The organism is Microvirga sp. M2 (genome assembly GCF_047497095.1).
In the GTDB taxonomy this organism is placed as follows: Bacteria; Pseudomonadota; Alphaproteobacteria; order Rhizobiales; family Beijerinckiaceae; genus Microvirga.
Map to the genome: position 1 here is coordinate 1262169 of NZ_CP134063.1, position 16078 is coordinate 1278246.

General features: G+C 64.7%; 16 protein-coding genes. 4 read left to right on the forward strand and 12 right to left on the reverse strand.

Features of this window, described 5'->3' with window-relative positions:
* Positions 1-8 precede the first annotated feature (8 nt).
* The 5 genes from RE429_RS05970 to RE429_RS05990 form a co-directional block, all read right to left on the reverse strand.
* Positions 9-983 (reverse strand): branched-chain amino acid ABC transporter permease, encoded by a 975-nt coding sequence (locus RE429_RS05970; protein ID WP_414473418.1) that lies wholly within the window; start codon positions 981-983, stop codon positions 9-11.
* 4 nt (positions 984-987) lie between these two features.
* On the reverse strand, positions 988-1875 hold the full coding sequence (locus RE429_RS05975) for a branched-chain amino acid ABC transporter permease (RefSeq protein ID WP_414473419.1): 888 nt from the start codon (positions 1873-1875) through the stop codon (positions 988-990).
* Positions 1876-1878: 3 nt separating this feature from the next.
* Positions 1879-2586, reverse strand: a complete 708-nt coding sequence (locus tag RE429_RS05980) for an ABC transporter ATP-binding protein (protein ID WP_414473420.1) — start codon at positions 2584-2586, stop codon at positions 1879-1881.
* Positions 2579-3337, reverse strand: coding sequence for an ABC transporter ATP-binding protein (locus RE429_RS05985; protein WP_414473421.1), 759 nt, complete (start codon positions 3335-3337; stop codon positions 2579-2581). Before RE429_RS05985 ends, RE429_RS05980 begins: the two co-directional genes overlap by 8 nt.
* Positions 3338-3424: 87 nt before the next feature.
* Positions 3425-4633, reverse strand: a complete 1209-nt coding sequence (locus tag RE429_RS05990) for an ABC transporter substrate-binding protein (protein WP_414473422.1) — start codon at positions 4631-4633, stop codon at positions 3425-3427.
* A gap of 286 nt (positions 4634-4919) precedes the next feature.
* On the opposite strand from RE429_RS05990, the gene RE429_RS05995 reads away from it, so the two are divergent.
* Positions 4920-6407: an NAD-dependent succinate-semialdehyde dehydrogenase gene (locus RE429_RS05995; protein ID WP_414473423.1), complete on the forward strand. Its 1488-nt coding sequence runs from the start codon at positions 4920-4922 to the stop codon at positions 6405-6407.
* 129 nt (positions 6408-6536) lie between these two features.
* Here the strand turns inward: RE429_RS05995 and RE429_RS06000 are convergent, their stop codons facing one another.
* From RE429_RS06000 to RE429_RS06025, 6 genes are all read right to left on the reverse strand, one after another.
* Positions 6537-7409, reverse strand: coding sequence for an endonuclease/exonuclease/phosphatase family protein (locus RE429_RS06000; protein WP_414473424.1), 873 nt, complete (start codon positions 7407-7409; stop codon positions 6537-6539).
* Positions 7409-8218, reverse strand: a complete 810-nt coding sequence (locus RE429_RS06005; protein WP_414473425.1) for a carbohydrate ABC transporter permease — start codon at positions 8216-8218, stop codon at positions 7409-7411. Before RE429_RS06005 ends, RE429_RS06000 begins: the two co-directional genes overlap by 1 nt.
* Entirely contained in the window at positions 8215-9132 is a 918-nt protein-coding gene (locus RE429_RS06010) for a carbohydrate ABC transporter permease (RefSeq protein ID WP_414473426.1), read from the reverse strand. Before RE429_RS06010 ends, RE429_RS06005 begins: the two co-directional genes overlap by 4 nt.
* Positions 9133-9198: 66 nt before the next feature.
* Positions 9199-10479 (reverse strand): ABC transporter substrate-binding protein, encoded by a 1281-nt coding sequence (locus RE429_RS06015; RefSeq protein ID WP_414473427.1) that lies wholly within the window; start codon positions 10477-10479, stop codon positions 9199-9201.
* Positions 10480-10554: 75 nt separating this feature from the next.
* Positions 10555-11556 carry an ABC transporter ATP-binding protein gene (locus RE429_RS06020; RefSeq protein ID WP_414473428.1) on the reverse strand — a complete coding sequence of 334 codons (1002 nt, stop codon included), beginning with the start codon at positions 11554-11556 and terminating at the stop codon, positions 10555-10557.
* Between the two features lie 35 nt (positions 11557-11591).
* Positions 11592-12389 carry an HAD family hydrolase gene (locus RE429_RS06025; protein ID WP_414473429.1) on the reverse strand — a complete coding sequence of 266 codons (798 nt, stop codon included), beginning with the start codon at positions 12387-12389 and terminating at the stop codon, positions 11592-11594.
* A gap of 200 nt (positions 12390-12589) precedes the next feature.
* Here RE429_RS06025 and RE429_RS06030 point away from each other — a divergent pair, with 200 nt between their 5' ends.
* Positions 12590-13393: a DeoR/GlpR family DNA-binding transcription regulator gene (locus RE429_RS06030; RefSeq protein WP_414473430.1), complete on the forward strand. Its 804-nt coding sequence runs from the start codon at positions 12590-12592 to the stop codon at positions 13391-13393.
* Between the two features lie 92 nt (positions 13394-13485).
* The gene (locus RE429_RS06035) at positions 13486-14745 is read left to right on the forward strand and encodes a glycerate kinase type-2 family protein (RefSeq protein ID WP_414473431.1); all 1260 of its coding nucleotides are present in this window, start codon (positions 13486-13488) and stop codon (positions 14743-14745) included.
* On the opposite strand, the gene RE429_RS06040 is transcribed toward RE429_RS06035, so the two are convergent.
* Positions 14742-15479, reverse strand: coding sequence for a sensor histidine kinase (locus RE429_RS06040; protein WP_414473432.1), 738 nt, complete (start codon positions 15477-15479; stop codon positions 14742-14744). The two genes, RE429_RS06035 and RE429_RS06040, sit on opposite strands and share 4 nt — an antisense overlap.
* Before the next feature lie 402 nt (positions 15480-15881).
* On the opposite strand from RE429_RS06040, the gene RE429_RS06045 reads away from it, so the two are divergent.
* Positions 15882-16058 (forward strand): CsbD family protein, encoded by a 177-nt coding sequence (locus tag RE429_RS06045; protein WP_370436465.1) that lies wholly within the window; start codon positions 15882-15884, stop codon positions 16056-16058.
* Positions 16059-16078 lie beyond the last annotated feature (20 nt).

Genomic DNA, 16078 nt, shown 5'->3' on the forward strand with positions numbered 1-16078 from the left:
CCCTGATGTCAGACGGTGCCTTTGGGCTTGCGCTTCATGAATTCCAGAATCTCGCCCACGATGCCCCGGCGGAACAGCAGGACGCAGATGACGAAGATGATGCCGATCAGAACCGTGACGGGAAATTGCGATGAGGCGAGATAGTTCTGCAGGGCGATCACCAGGCCTGCCCCCACGATGGGGCCGATCATGGTGCCGATGCCGCCGAGAAGGGTCATCAGGATGACCTCGCCCGACATCTGCCACTGCACATCCGTCAGGGTCGCGAACTGGAACACGATTGCCTTCGTGCCGCCCGCGAGACCCGCGAGGGCGGCCGACATGACGAAGGCGCCGAGCTTGTAGCGATCGACCCTGTAGCCGAGAGAGACGGCGCGTCGCTCGTTCTCGCGAATGGCCTTCAGAATGTTGCCGAACGGCGAGTTCACGATGCGCCAGATGGCGAAGACGCCGAACAGGAAGATCGCGAGCGTGACGTAATACATCGCATGCGGCTGGTTGAGATCGATCAGCCCGAGCAGGTGCCCGCGGGGCACGCCCTGAATGCCGTCCTCGCCGTGGGTGAAGGGCACCTGCAGGCAGATGAAGGCGAACATCTGGGAGAGGGCCAGGGTGATCATGGCGAAATAGATGCCCTGACGCCGGATGGCGACGAAGCCGATGACGAGACCCATGACGGCGGCCCCGGCCGCGCCGAGAAGAATGCCCGAAAGCGGCTCCCACCCCCACACCTTGACCGCGTGCGCGGTGAAGTAGGCCGCTCCGCCGAAGAACGCGGCATGGCCGAAGGACAGGAGTCCGACATAGCCGATGAGCAGATTGAACGCGCAGGCGAACAGCGCGAAGCACAGGATGCTCATCAGGAAGACGGGATAGAAGAAGAACGGGGCCACGATCAGGGCGGCGATCGCGATCGCGCCCAGCACGACCGACGTGGTGCGCAGCCGGGGCTGCTCCGTCAGATATTGGGTTCCGACAGCCATGATGTTACTCCTCCCGCCCGAAGAGGCCTGCCGGCCTGATGAGCAGAACGATGGCCATGATCACGAAGATAACGATGCTCGAGGCTTCCGGATAGAAGACCTTCGTCAGGCCCTCCAGCACCCCGAGCACATAGCCGGTCACGATCGCGCCCAGGATCGAGCCCATGCCGCCGACGACGACGACGGCGAAGACGATGATGATCAGGTTCGAGCCCATCAGCGGACTGACCTGATAGATGGGAGCCGCCAGCACGCCGGCGAGGGCGGCGAGGGCGGCTCCCAGACCGTAGGTGAGCGTCAGAAGAAGCGGCACGTTCACGCCGAAGGCCTGCACGAGCGTGGCGTTCTCCGTGGCGGCCCGGAGATAGGCGCCGAGCCGCGTCTTCTCGATCAGAAGCCATGTGCCGAGGCACACGAACAGGGAGGCCGCGACCACCCAGCCGCGATAAACCGGCATGAACATGAAACCGAGATTGAGCGCGCCGGTCAGCTGCGTCGGGGGCGCATAGGGCTTGCCCGCCGCACCGAACCAATGGCGGAATGCGCCTTCGAGGATGAGCGCCAGGCCGAAGGTCAGCAGCAGGCCGTAGAGCGGGTCGAGGCCGTAGAGGCGCCGCAGCATGAAACGTTCGATGACCATCGCCCCGGCGCCGACGATGAGGGGCGCCAGGATGAGAGCGAGCCAGTAGCCGATGCCCGCATAGGTGAGCAGCAGATAGGCCGCGAAGGCGCCGAGCATGTATTGGGCGCCGTGGGTGAAATTGATCACCCGCAGCAGCCCGAAGATCACCGCGAGGCCGAGGCTGAGCATGGCGTAGAAGGAGCCGTTGATCAGCCCGATGAGGATCTGGCCGTAGAGGGCCGGGGTGGGAATGCCGAAGATCGTGCTCATCGCTTACACTCCCAGCACTTCCTGGAGCTCGTCCATGCGCGCATCGAGTTCATGGCCCGGGAAGGAATTGACGATACGCCCATCCTCCATGAGGTAGAAGCGGTCCGCGACCTTGCGCGCGAAGCGGAAATTCTGCTCGACGAGCAGAATCGTCATGCCGCGCTTCTTGAGGGTGACGAGAACGTCGCCGATGCGCTGGACGATGACGGGGGCAAGACCTTCCGTCGGCTCGTCGAGCAGGATGAACTTCGCTCCGGTGCGCAGGATGCGGGCGATCGCCAGCATCTGCTGCTCGCCGCCGGAGAGCTTCGTGCCCTGGCTCGAGCGGCGTTCATGGAGGTTGGGAAAGAGCGTGTAGATTTCGTCCACGCTCATTCCGCCGTCCGAAACGCCCGGCGGCAGCATGAGGTTCTCGGCCACGTTGAGGCTGGCGAAGATTCCACGCTCCTCGGGCACGTAGCCGATGCCGCTCTGGGCCACCTTGTGAAGGGGAAGGCCGAGGAGATCCTTTCCGCGCAGGCGGATCACGCCTTCGCGGCGGCGCAGAATGCCCATGATGGCCCGGAGCGTCGTCGTCTTGCCCGCGCCGTTGCGTCCGAGCAGCGTCACGGTTTCGCCTTCGCGAATATCCATATCGACGCCGTGGAGGACATGGCTTTCGCCGTACCAGGCATTCAGCCCGCGAATTTCGAGGAGAGGTGCGTTACTCATGCTCGGTCCCCATATAGGCTTCGCGCACGCGGGGGTCGGCGCTCACGGTCGCATAGGAGCCGTCGGACAGGATTTCTCCGCGCGCCAGAACGGTCACGCGGTCGCACAGATCGGCGACGACGTGCAGATTGTGCTCCACCATGAGCACGGTGCGGTTCTTGGCGACGCGCCGGATCAGGTCGGCGATCCTTCCGATGTCCTCATGGCCCATGCCGGCCATCGGCTCGTCGAGCAGGAGCATGGCGGGGTCGAGAGCAAGCGTGGTGGCGATCTCGAGAGCGCGCTTGCGGCCATAGGACAGTTCGGACGCGGTCAGGTGCGCATAGGGCGAGAGATTGACCGCGTCGATCAATTCCAGCGCGCGCTCGTCGAGCGCCGAGAGGCTGCCGGAGGACAGCCAGAACTGGGTTGCGAGGCCTTGAGGGCGCTGAAGCGCCACGCGCACGTTGTCGAGCACCGAGAGATGCGGAAACACGGCGGAAATCTGGAACGAGCGCACGAGGCCGAGGCGCGCGACCTCCGCGGGCTTCATGCGCGTGATGTCGGTTCCGCGAAAGGAAATCTGTCCGCGCGTCGGCGTGAGAAATTTGGTGAGGAGATTGAAGACCGTGGTCTTGCCGGCGCCGTTCGGGCCGATCAAGGCATGGATCGTTCCTTCGTTGACGGACAACGTCACGTCCTTCACGGCGACGAAGCCGCGAAACTCCATGGTGAGGCCTGTGGCGCTCAAAATCGGTTGAGTACTGACCATCTTGGCGGCCGCTGATCCCGAACGATGAGAGAGAAGATAAAAGGGGCGAGGACGGAGCCGACCGTCCTCGCCTCGTTGGTCGCGAGCTTACTGCGTGAGCTGGCAGCCGCTCTCGGCGGCCTTCAGGTAGGCCTGGTCGCCCGGGATCGTGGCGAGCTGCTTGTACATGTCCCACTCGCTCTTGCTCTCGTCCGGCTTCTTCACCTGGAAGAGATACATGTCGTAGACCATGCGGCCGTTGGGCAGCACCTTGCCGTTCTTGGTGAAGGCATCCTGAACCGGCATTTCATGCAGAGCCTTGGCGACGGCTTCGGTCTCGTCGGTCCCGGCCTTCTGAACGGCCTTCAGATACTGCATCACGGTGGAATAGGTGCCGACATGGATCATGTTGGGCATCTTGCCGGTCTTGGCCTGGAACCGCTTGGCGAAGGCGCGGTTATCGTCGTTCTGATCCCAGTACCAGCCTTCCGTGAGCGTCAGGCCCTGCGCGGCCTGAAGGCCCAGGCCATGAACCTCGGCGAGGGTGAAGAGCAGCGCCGCCAGGCGGGTTCCGTTCTGGGTGATGCCGAACTCGGCCGCCTGCTTGATGGCGTTCGCGGTATCGAGGCCCGCATTGGCGAGGCCGATGACGTTGGCCCCGGAGCTCTGCGCCTGCAGGAGGAAAGACGAATAATCCGTCGCCGCCAGCGGATGGCGGACGGAGCCGACCACCTGGCCGCCCTTGGACTTCACGAATTTGGAGGTCTGCTCCTCGAGGGAATAGCCGAAGGCATAATCCGCCGTGAGGAAGAACCACTTGTTGCCGCCGTTCTCCACCAGCGCGCCGCCGGTCCCCACGGCCAGCGCGTGGGTATCGTAGGCCCAGTGGAAGCCGTAAGGCGAACATTGCTTGCCGGTGAGGTCGGTCGTCGCCGCACCGGTCGTCATGGTGATCTTCTTCTTCTCCTTCGACAGGCCCTGGACCGCGAGCGCGACGGACGACGTGGTCAGCTCCATGATGGCGTCGACCTTCTCCGTGTCGTACCATTGGCGGGCGATGCTGGAGGCCACGTCGGGCTTGTTCTGATGGTCCGCGTTCACGATCTCGACCGGGACGCCGAGCACCTTGCCGCCGAAATCCTCCACCGCCATGCGGGCGGCCTCGACCGAGGACTTGCCGCCGAAATCGGCATAGACGCCGGACTGATCGTTGAGGATGCCGATCTTCACCACGCCGTCGGAGGCCTGCTGGGCGTAGGCAGCCTGCGCCGCCACGGTGCAGCTTAAGGCGAACAGAATGGGCTTGAGAACTCGCATCGTCTTCCTTCCCTTTGTTGTCTCTGGAGGGCAGGTTGGTCCTGCCATGTGTCGGACCGCATGGTGAAACCCCCCATGAGGCCGGTCAAGACAAGGTAACGGCGCCATGGGTCTTAGCAATGCGAGGGGACTTCATCCTTAAGTCGCAAGACGTAGCGGAAGCACGGATTGCGCGGCCGGCGTCTTACCCAGCGGCAACCCAGACCGGCGCGCGGGGTGGTGTTCATCGCGCTCCCGAGCGCCTATATCCCTTCCATCATTCTCCTCATCCAGGCTGGAGTTTCCCATGACAGCTCACAATCCCCCGGAACGTCGCGCGCCTGCCCTGAAGGACGCGTCCCTCTTGGTCTCTCAGGCCTATGTGGCGGGCGAGTGGGTGGATGCCGAAGGGTCCAAGACCATCCCGGTCACCGATCCCTTCGACGGCGCGCTGATCGCGCATGTGCCGGATCTCGGGGTCGACGCGGCGCGCCGCGCCATCGACGCGGCGCATCGGGTGCAGAAGGAATGGGCCAAGCGCACCGCCAAGGAGCGCAGCCAGATCCTCAAGACATGGTATGATCTCATCATCGAGAATGCCGACGATCTGGCCCTCATCCTCACCGCGGAACAGGGCAAGCCGCTCGCCGAGGCCAAGGGCGAGGTGATCTCGAACGCGGCCTATATCGAGTGGTTCGCGGAGGAAGCCAAGCGCATCGACGGCGACATCATTCCCGGCGCCAACCCGTCCCAGCGCATCCTGGTGCTCAAGCAGCCGGTGGGCGTGTGCGCGGCGATCACGCCCTGGAACTTCCCCAACGGCATGATCACCCGCAAGGTCGGCCCGGCGCTCGCCGCCGGCTGCACCATGGTGCTCAAGCCCGCCGCCCAGACGCCGCTTTCGGCGCTCGCGCTGGCCGTGCTGGCCGAGCGGGCCGGCGTCCCCAAGGGCGCGTTCTCGGTGATCACCACCAACGACGCCAAGCCGATCGGCGAGGAGTTCTGCCACAATCCGAAGGTGGCCAAGATCACGTTTACCGGTTCCACCGGGGTCGGCCGCTGGCTGATGCGGGAGGCCGGCGACGGCATCAAGCGCCTGTCGCTGGAGCTTGGCGGCAACGCGCCTTTCATCGTGTTCGACGATGCCGATCTCGATGCGGCGGTGGAAGGCGCCACTGCCTCGAAGTTCCGCAATGCCGGCCAGACCTGCGTGTGCGCCAACCGCATCTATGTGCAGGAGAGCGTGGCCGCGGCCTTTGCCGAGAAGCTCGCCGCCAAGGCCCAAGGGCTCAAGCTCGGCCGGGGCACGGAAGCCGGCGTGACCATGGGGCCGCTGATCGACGATCGCGCGGTGGCCAAGATGGAGGACCATGTGGCCGATGCGCTCGCCAAGGGCGGCAAGGTGCTGGTCGGCGGCAAGCGCTCGGACCTCGGCGGCACGTTCTTCGAGCCGACGGTGATGACCGGGATCACGCAGGCCATGAAGGTGACCAAGGAGGAGACCTTCGCGCCTTTGGCGCCGATCATCACCTTCAAGGACGAAGCGGACGTAATCGCGATGGCCAACAGCACGGAATTCGGCCTGGCGTCGTACTTCTATGCCAAGGACATGGCCCGGGTCTGGCGTGTGGCGGAGGCCCTGGAGAGCGGCATGGTGGGCGTGAACACGCCGGCTTTGGCCAACGAGATGGCGCCGTTCGGCGGCATCAAGCAGTCGGGCCTGGGCCGCGAGGGCTCGAAATACGGCATCGAGGGCTTCCTCGAAATCAAGTATATCTGCCTCGCGGGGATCTGAGCGGAGATCCGACCGTTCGAGCCGGGCTGCGGAGCAGCCCGGCTTTTTTCATGCCGTCAGTTGCTACAGCATCGGACGTGAAATCGGACCCACATCCGATGCTGTCAGTTGATGCTTTTGAGCATCTTTTCACGCAAAACCGGTTCCCACTTTTGCGTCCGATGCTCTAAGCGTGATCGCCACCGGCTGATGATCGGAGGCCGTCGTCTCCCCGTCGACGCGCAGATCGACGATCCTGTCCGCGACGTTCTCCGTCACGAAGATGTAGTCGCGGCAATGGGGGCCTTGCGGCCATTGCGTGAAGTCGGCGACGCCGGTCGTGGGCGCGTGCGGCGCGTCGCCATGCCGGATCGTCCAGGCATCGACAAAGGCGGGAACGCCCGACGCGAAGGGCTTGCGCATCTCCGCGTGGAGCGGATCGTCAGGGCCCAGATTGAAGTCGCCACAGACAAGCGCCCCGACCGGCGCGGGAAGCGAGCGGTAAGGGCCTTCCGAGACGTCGCGATGCGTGAGCCGGGCGCGCCTCTCATGCTCCTCGTGCACCTTGCGGATCTGCTCGACCTGAGCGCGGCGATGCTCGTCCGCGTGATATTCGAGGTGGCAGGTCGTGATGCGAAAAGGGCCGAGATCCGTCGCCACGACGACTTCGAGCGCCTGACGCTGCATGCTCCGGCATTCGGTGGCGGGCCAGGGCAGGATGTGGCTCGTCACATCCATCACGGGCAGGCGCGAGAGGATCATGTTGCCGAAGACCTGCGGCCGCCCGTTCCCGTCCCGCCGTTCGACGGCGGGCCGGAACACGGGCGTGTAGCCGGGCAGGAGCGACGCCAGGATCGCGGGCTGGTCCTCGCCGCCGTCATGGGGCGCGAACCCGTGCGAGATCTCCTGGAAGCAGAATATGTCGGCATCGCTGAGCGCCTTCGCGGTCTTAACGATGCGCTCGAGGTCGACATTGCCGTCGCAGCCGAGGCCCCACTGGATGTTCCACGTCACGAGCTTCATCAGCGGATTCCGGCGCGCATGAACGATTGAACGAATTGCCGCTGGAACAGCAGGAAGGCGAGGAGCAGCGGCGCCATGGTCATGACGGTCGCGGCCGTGATCACCGACCAGTCGACGCCCGTCTCGGGCGCCCCGAAGACGGCGAGCCCCACCGTGAGCGGACGGCTCTCGACCGAGTTGGTGACGATGAGCGGCCACAGGAAGTTGTTCCAGTGATAGCTCACCGACACGAGCCCGAAGGCGATGTAGGTGGTCTTGCCGAGCGGCACGAAGACGCGCCACAGCACGCCGAAGGAGGATGCGCCTTCAACGCGCGCGGCGTCCACGAGCTCGTTCGGAACGCTCTTGAAGGTCTGGCGCAGCAGGAAGATGCCGAAGGCCGAGGCGATGTAGGGCAGGGCGATGGCGGGAATCGTGTCCAAAAGGTTGAGCGCGCTGATCACGCGGTAGTTCTCGACGATCAGCACGTCCGGCATGATCATGAGCTGCACCAGCACCAGGGCGAACAGAACCTCGCGCCCGAAGAAGCGGAAACGCGCGAAGGCATAGGCCGCGAGCGTCGAAATGACCAACTGGCCCGCGAGCACCAGCGACACCAGCATCAGGGTGTTCAGGTAGTAGCGCGCGAAGGGGGCCTGGTGCCAGGCGCGCACGAAGTTGTCGAGCGTCAGCGGCGCCGTGATGTCGAAGCGCGTTGCATATTCCGACGGATGGAACGCGCTCCACAGGCTGTAGGCCAGCGGCAGCAGCCACAGAAGCGCGAGCACCCAGGCGGCGATGGTTTCGACCGAATGGCCTTTCTGTCTCATTGGTAGTGAATCCTGCGGTCGAGATAGACGAACTTGGTGAGGGCGACGCCCGCCAGGATCGCGATCAGCGTCACCGTCAGCGTCGCGGCGAAAGCGGTGTCCTGGAAGGTGAACGCGACTTCGTAGATATAATAGAGCAGGAGCGAGCTCGCGTTGTTGGGCCCGCCCTTGGTCATGATGACGAGCTGGTCGACGAGCTTGAAGGAGTTGATGAGCGCGTTGATCGAGATGAACAGGGTCGTCGGCATCAGGAGCGGCAGCGTCACACGGCGGAAGAAGTACCACCGGCTCGCGCCCTCGACCTCCGCGGCCTCCTTCAATTCGGGCGGAATGGTCTGCAGCGCCGCGAGATAGAAGATCATGAAGAAGCCCGCTTCCTTCCACACCACCATGACGGCGAGGCAGCTCATCACGGTCGAGGGATCGCCCAGCCAGTTGTGGCCGGCAAATCCGAGGCTCTTCAGGAACTGGTCGAGCAGGCCGTAATCGGGCGTGTAGAAGAACAGCCAGATATTCGCCACCGCGATCATCGGCAGAACGGTCGGGGTGAAGAAGGCGAGGCGCAGGAAGGAGCGGCCGGCCATCTTCTTGTCGACCCACACGGCCATCAGCAGCGCAAGCGCGATGCTGGTGGGAACGGTTGCGAGCGCGAACACGATGTTGTTGCGCAGCACCTGCCGGAAGACGTCGTCCTCCAGCATATAGGCGTAGTTCTCGAGCCCCACGAAACTGGATTCGCCGCCGCGGCTCAGCGAGAAGAAGCTGTGATAGAGCGTCGCCAGGATCGGGTAATGGGTGAAGGCTGCCAGGAGAACGAGGGCGGGCAGCAGAAGCAGCCAGGCATTGACGGTCGTCAGCCACGCCTTGCGTCGGACGGCGTTAGGCTCGGCGGCTTTCATGACGGCGGATACCATCGCTTGCTCCTGCGGGATCGAACGATGTGCCGCGGCAGGACGCCCGCCGCGGCACGTGAGGCCGGATTACTTGTAGCGGCTCAGAACGCGCTCGGACTGCTTCTGGGCGCTGTCGAGAGCTTCCTGCGGGGTCTGCGTTCCGGTGACGGCCGCCTGCACCGCGTCGTTGAGGATCTTGTAGATGCGCCCGTTGTCATGCACCGACAGCTCGGCCACGGCATGCTCCAGCTGGTCGCGGGCCACGGTCGCCTGAGGGAAGTCCTTGACGTAGTTCTTCATCACGTCGGTCTCGTAGGCGGCGGGCGTCACGGCCACGTAGCCCGTCTTGATGCTCCAGTCGGCGGCGCGCTCGGGAGCGGTCATCCAGCGGATGAACTTCACCGCAGCCTGCTGCTGCTCGGGAGAGGCGCTCTTGAAGACGTAGAAGTTGCCGCCGCCGGTCGGAGAGCCGCGGCGCTCCTTGGCCGGAAGCATGGCGACGCCGAAGTCGAACTTCGCGCCTTCCTTCACGGCGGTCAGGTTGCCGGTGGTGTGCCACATCATGGCCGTCTTGCCTTCCAGGAAGTCCGTGCGCAGGGTGCCCCATTCCACGGCGCCCTTCGGCATCACGCCGTCCTTGGCCGACAGGTTGACCCAGTATTGCAGGGCCTCGACGGTCTTGGGGGCATTGAAGGAAACCTGGTTTCCGGCCTCGTTCATGAGCTTCTGGCCGTTCTCGATGGCGAGCGCCTGGAGCATCCAGTAGCCGTAGCCCGTGGACGGAATTTCCACGCCCCAGCGGGTCACGTTGCCAGACGCGTCCTTCTTCACGAGCTTCTTCGAGATCTCGGCCATCTCGGCCCAGGTTGTCGGCGGTTTCTCGGGATCGAGGCCGGCGTCCTTGAAGGCTTCCTTGTTGTAGTAGAGAACGATGGTGGAGCGCTGGAACGGAATGCTCCAGGTCTTGCCGTCGACGCGGCCGTTCTCCATGAAGGCCGGATAGAAGCCGTTGAGCCATTCCTTGTCGGCGCCGGGGATCTCGTCGACCGGAACGATCGCCTTCTCGTCCATGAGCGTGAAGAGATCGGTGGAGAACAGAACCGACAGCTGCGGCGGCTGGCCGCCCTTCATGGCCGTCATGGCCTTGGTCATCGTGTCGGTGTAGTTGCCGGCGTAGACGGCTTCGACCTTGATATCCGGGTTCTCTTTCTGGAAATTCCGAACCATGTCGTCGATGACCTTCGTGACGGGTCCGCCGACGGCCACCGGATAATACATCGTCAGGTCGACCGCGTGAGCGATGCTGGCGCTCAGGCTCGCCGCCGTCATGAGGCCTGCCGTGAGCAGGGCTTTCGTCTTGAACTTCATTGTCCTCCCCCTTCGGGTCTTAGAAGCCACGCGCCGGCGGACAGGATGCCTCCGGCGCACTTTCAGAAGAAAGCCTCACTGGGGCAGGGCGCTGCCCGTGCGACGCTTTCCGCTGTCCCTGTCAAACAGATGTATGTGACGGTTTTGCCACCCGAGCGCGACTTGTGCACCGGCGGGCAATGCGCAGTATCCGGCCTGGCGGACGGAGACCGTCTCGCCCTTCACGTCGCAGAGGAGAATGCTGTCCGCGCCGAGGTATTCCACCGCCTTCACGACAGCCGGGATACCGCCGTTCTCCACGAGGGCGACATGCTCCGGCCGGATGCCCAGAACGGCGCCGTCCTGCCAGGAAATGATGTTCATCGGCGGCGTGCCGATGAAGCGCGCCGTGAAGTCGCTCGCGGGCTCGTTGTAGAGCTCATGCGGCGCGCCGTTCTGCTCGATATGCCCGTCGCGCATCAGGATCACGCGGTCGGCCATGGTCATCGCCTCGGTCTGATCGTGGGTGACATAGACCATGGTCATGCCGAGCCGCTGCTGCAGGCCGCGGATCTCCGTGCGCATCTCGTGGCGCAGCTTGGCGTCGAGGTTCGAGAGCGGCTCGTCCATCAGGCAGACGGGAGCCTCCGCGATGATGGCCCGCCCCAGCGCCACGCGCTGGCGCTGTCCGCCCGAAAGCTGCGAGGGCTTGCGCTCCAGAAGGTGGCTCAGGCCCACGATGTCCGCCACCTTCTTGAGGCGCGCGTCGCGCTCCGCGCGCCCGACGCCGCGCACGCGCAGGCCGAAGATGATGTTCTCCGCCACGTTCAGGTGCGGGAAGAGCGCGTAGGACTGGAACACCATCGAGATGTTGCGCTGGGCCGGCGAGAGATGCGTGACATCCCGCCCGCCGATGGTGATGGTGCCGGAATCGACCTCTTCCAGGCCCGCGATCAGGCGCAGGGTCGTGGATTTGCCGCAGCCCGAGGGGCCGAGCAGGACCAGCAGCGTCCCCGCATCCGCTTTGAAGCTGATGCGTTCGACGCCGCCAACGCCGCCCCATGTTTTCGATACTGCGTTGACGACAATCTCGGACATCGACGTGATCCTTGAGATCCTGACAGGAAAGCGTGTTAGCCTTTGGCGGCGAGGAGAAGTCCGGCCATCTCGGCGAACCCGTCTCCCGAATGCCCCTTGGCGATGTAGGCCGGCTTGTTCTTGAGCCGGTGCTCGAAGGCGTGAACGTTGGCCACGCCGACGCTGAGCGGAAAGGCCGCGAACATGGGTTCGTCGTTCGGCGAGTCGCCCGCATAGATCACGGAACGCTTCGCCTCGTCCCAGCCCATGCCGAACACGTCGGCCAGGAGCCTCTTGGCCATGCTGAGCTTGTTGTAGTCGCCGAACCAGCCGTTCACATGGATGGAGCTGACCTTGGCCTGCGCTCCATGGCGCTCGAAGATCGCCACGATCCTGTCGACCTCGGATTCCGGCAGGGGCGGAACGTCCTCGCAGAAATCGATGGCGAGGTCGGCGAGCCGGAAGGCCTGGTCGCTGGCGAGCGCCGATCCGGGAACGGAGGCGAGGACCTCCTTCTCGATGGCGTCGAGCCTGGCGCGGTTGCTCTTCAGCTCGTCGGCCGTCGCCCAGAAATGCTGATTCATGGTCTTCCGCTCGCGGTCGTAGCGGAAATAGAAGGCGCCGTTCTCGCCGACAATGGCATCCACCGGCCACATGCGCGCGATATGATCGCACCAGCCGGCCGGACGGCCCGTGACGGGAATCACCAGGAAACCGGCGCGCTGCAGATTCTCGAGAGCCGTATAGGCGGATGCCGTCAGCATGCCCTCGGTCGTGATGGTGTCGTCGATATCGGTCAGGACGACGCGCACGGAACGCGCCTTCTCCAGCGGGAGCTGAGAAAGTGGGATCATGCCGCCGGTCCCTGAACGAGGGAACGGGGAGAGCGCAGGCTGGTCACTTGCATTCGCGGGCGTTTCCTTTTGGGGCACTTTCATGCCCTTGTGTGAAGCCTAGATGACGAAATTTGGGGGATCAAGCATACAAATGTGGGATGTTCCAACACTTTTGATCAAGTTACGATATTCTCGGCTGTGAATTGGAGATTCCCGACGTGTCCTTTCCTGAAGGCAAGAAGGCTGCGCGCCAGCGCCTGATCGTGGCCGAGCTGGGATTGAGCCCCGCCGTGCGGACCTCGGACCTCGCCCGGAGGCTCGGCGTCTCGGCCGAGACGGTGCGGCGCGACATCGAGGAGCTGACCCAGCGCGGCCTGGTCAGCCGGACCTATGGCGGCGCGGCGGGACGGCAGCTCGGCCTCCAGCCGGTCTTTCAGGACCGGAACACCCTTGCGGTGGAGGAGCGCGAGGCGATTGCGCGGGCGGCCGCCGGGCTGGTGAAACCCGGCGACGTGATCATGATCGATTCGGGCTCGACCACGTCTCGCTTCGCGCATGTTCTTGCCGAAATGGCCGAGCGGGTCACGGTCATCACCAACTGCTTCGCGGTCGCCAACGCGCTGGTGTCGCAGAGCGGCGTGCGGGTCCTGTTCTGCCCGGGCGACTTCTCGTCCCATGAGCGCGGCGTCTACGGATCGGAGACCTGCGCCTTCCTCCAGCGCTTCAATGCGGACATCGCCTTCATCGGCGCCAGCGGACTCAACCTCGAGGGTCCGAACGACGTCGAAACCCAGGCCTGCTGGGTCAAGCGCACGATGATCGAGCGGGCCGAGCGCAAGGTTCTTCTTCTCGACGGGTCGAAATTCAACCGGCGCCATCTCGAACTCGTCTGCCCGATGGCGAGCCTCACCGACATCGTGACCGACCGCGCCCCGGACCCGGCCCTCGTCGACAGGATCGCGGCCGCCGGCGTGTCGCTGCATCTCGCGAGCGAGGGTAAGTCCGTTCCCATCGAGGCATGATGGGAGGCATGAGGGAGGCGTGAGGGAGGTATGAGGGCCCGCGAAGCGTTGCGGGGCCTTCACGAAAGCGATTTCTCGCGTAAGCTGAGGGCATGACTGACGATCCCTCCATCCTTCGTGCCCTGTTCGATGCCGCGCTCGCGGCGGCGCTTCCGGACGGCAAATTCGATGACTGCCTGCCGCCCCGCCCCAAGGGCAGAACGATCGTTCTCGGAGCCGGAAAGGCCTCGGCCCGGATGGCGGCTGCCTTCGAGGAGGCATGGGCAAGGGCGGGGGGAACCTGCGAAGGGCTGGTCGTCACGCGCTACGGCCATGCGGTGCCGACGCGCTCCGTCGAAATCGTCGAGGCCGCGCATCCGGTTCCCGACGAGGCGGGCCTGAACGCCGCCCGGCGCATTCTCGCCCTGGCCCAGGAGGCGGGCCCGGACGATCTCGTCGTGTGCCTCGTCTCCGGCGGCGCGTCGGCGCTTCTCTCGCTGCCCGCCGAAGGCATCACCTTCGCGGACAAGCAGGCGCTCAACCGGGCTCTCCTCAGGTCGGGCGCGCCCATCGGCGAGATGAACCTCGTGCGCAAGTCTCTCTCGGCCATCAAGGGCGGTCGGCTCGCCGCCGCGATCGCGCCCGCGCGCCTCGTCACCTATCTCATCTCCGACGTGCCGGGGGACGATCCCTCGAGCATCGGCTCCGGTCCCACGATTCCGGAAAGGGTCGATCCGGAGGAGGTTCTGTCCATTCTCGTGCGGCACGGCATCGACGTGCCGTCGCACGTGGCGCAAACCATTCGGTCCAACCGTGTCGAGGAGCCGGGCGATGCGGGCGAGGTGCATATGCTCGCCACGCCCAAGATGGCGCTCGACGCGGCGGCCAGAAAGGCGCGTGAGCTCGGCCTGACGCCGCTGATTCTGGGCGATGCCATCGAGGGCGAGGCGCGCGAGGTCGGGCGCGCGATGGCCGGCATCGCGCGCTCCGCCAGGCATTACGGCGAGTCCGTCAAGGGACCTTGCGTGCTCCTGTCGGGCGGGGAGACGACGGTGACCGTCCGCGGGACCGGGCGAGGCGGGCGAAATGCGGAATTCCTGCTCGCGCTCGCCCTGGCGCTGCGCGGCGAGGACGGGCTGTCGGCCATCGCGTGCGATACCGACGGCATCGACGGATCGGAGGACAATGCGGGGGCCTGGTTCGACCAGGCCATGTTCGCGGCCGCCCGCGAGAAGGGCCTCGATCTTCCCTCCTATCTGGCCGCGAACGATGCCTATTCCGCCTTCGCGCAGCTCGACAGGCTCGTCGTCACGGGCCCGACCTTCACCAACGTGAACGACTTTCGCGCCATCCTGGTCCGCACGACGGGCTAGAGAAGGCCCGTCGCTCCCGTCACGTTCCTTTCGGGGATCGTCAGCGTCACGGTGGTGCCGCGTCCCTCCTGGCTCTCCACGTCAAGGGCGCCGCCGTGAAGCATGAGAATGTGCCATGCCAGGCTCAGACCGAGGCCGGTGCCGGGAATTTCCTTGACGTTCCGCCCGCGGAAGAACGGCCGCGTGAGGAAGGGCAGGTCCAGTGGGGAGATGCCGATTCCTTGATCCCTCACGACGACTTCGATGCCCTTCGCGCAAGGGCGGGCCGTCACGCCGACGGGCCTGTCCGGGGCAGAGTATTTCATCGCGTTGGACAGGACGATCACGAGCGCCTGCTCCAGCAGGACGGGATCGCCGATGATCGTCTCGGGCAGGCCCTGAATGTCGATGACGAACGGCCGTTCCGGAGCTTGGCTGCTCTGCTCCCGGCAGGCCCGCCCGATCAGAGCCTCCGGGTTGAATTCGGCGGGGTCGAGAAGCATCCCGCCGGCGCTGGCCCGCGTGTAGGTCATGATCATGTCGATCAGCTCGTCGAGGCGCAGGCTGGCCTGCCAGATCCGTTCGGCGCGGCCTCTGACGTCCTCGGCGCTCAAGCGCTTCGCGCGCCGCATCAGGCCTTGCGCCAGGGCTCCGATGGCGGAAAGCGGTGTCCTGAGCTGATGCGCCAGAAGAACGATCCGATGCGGAGGTTGTCCCGGCGATCCGGCGCCGGGCCGGGCAGGCTTCCGAGGCACGGTCTTCGGGGGTTTTCTGGGAGGCCTGTGAGCGGAGGGCACGGGGGACTCGCGGACAGCAGTTCTGGACAATCACGTTACAACATTCGAATTAGAGCGGCCTGTTGCCGTGTCTATATCCGCAGAGCGATAAAAGTGGCGCGCGCGTCCGTAATCCCTTTGCTGATAGGCAATTTCGGCGTGGTGACGGCCCTTGGAGGCGTATTTTGCGTTTGCCCCGACAGATGAGCGCAATAGAGCCGTCGGGTTTGCATGCTCACGAATTAATTATGCTTACAACGTCTTGAGCAGCGGGCGAAATGTTCTGAATCCGGATCGGCTGCGACGATCAGGTACAGCCCGGCTTGAAACCGAAGCTTCGGTCCGGCGTTGACCGGCAGACGTTCGTTAAGGAGAAAAACCATGGATCGTGACCGTACCGAAGGCAGCATGAAGAACATCAAGGGCCGCGTGAAGGAAGGCCTCGGCAAGGCCCTTGGCGACTCGAAGATGGAAGCTGAAGGCAAGATGGATAAGACCGAAGGCCGTATCCAGAACACCGTCGGCGGCATGAAGGACAGCCTGCGCAAGGGCTCCTGATCCTCCGATCGGTTTGCGAG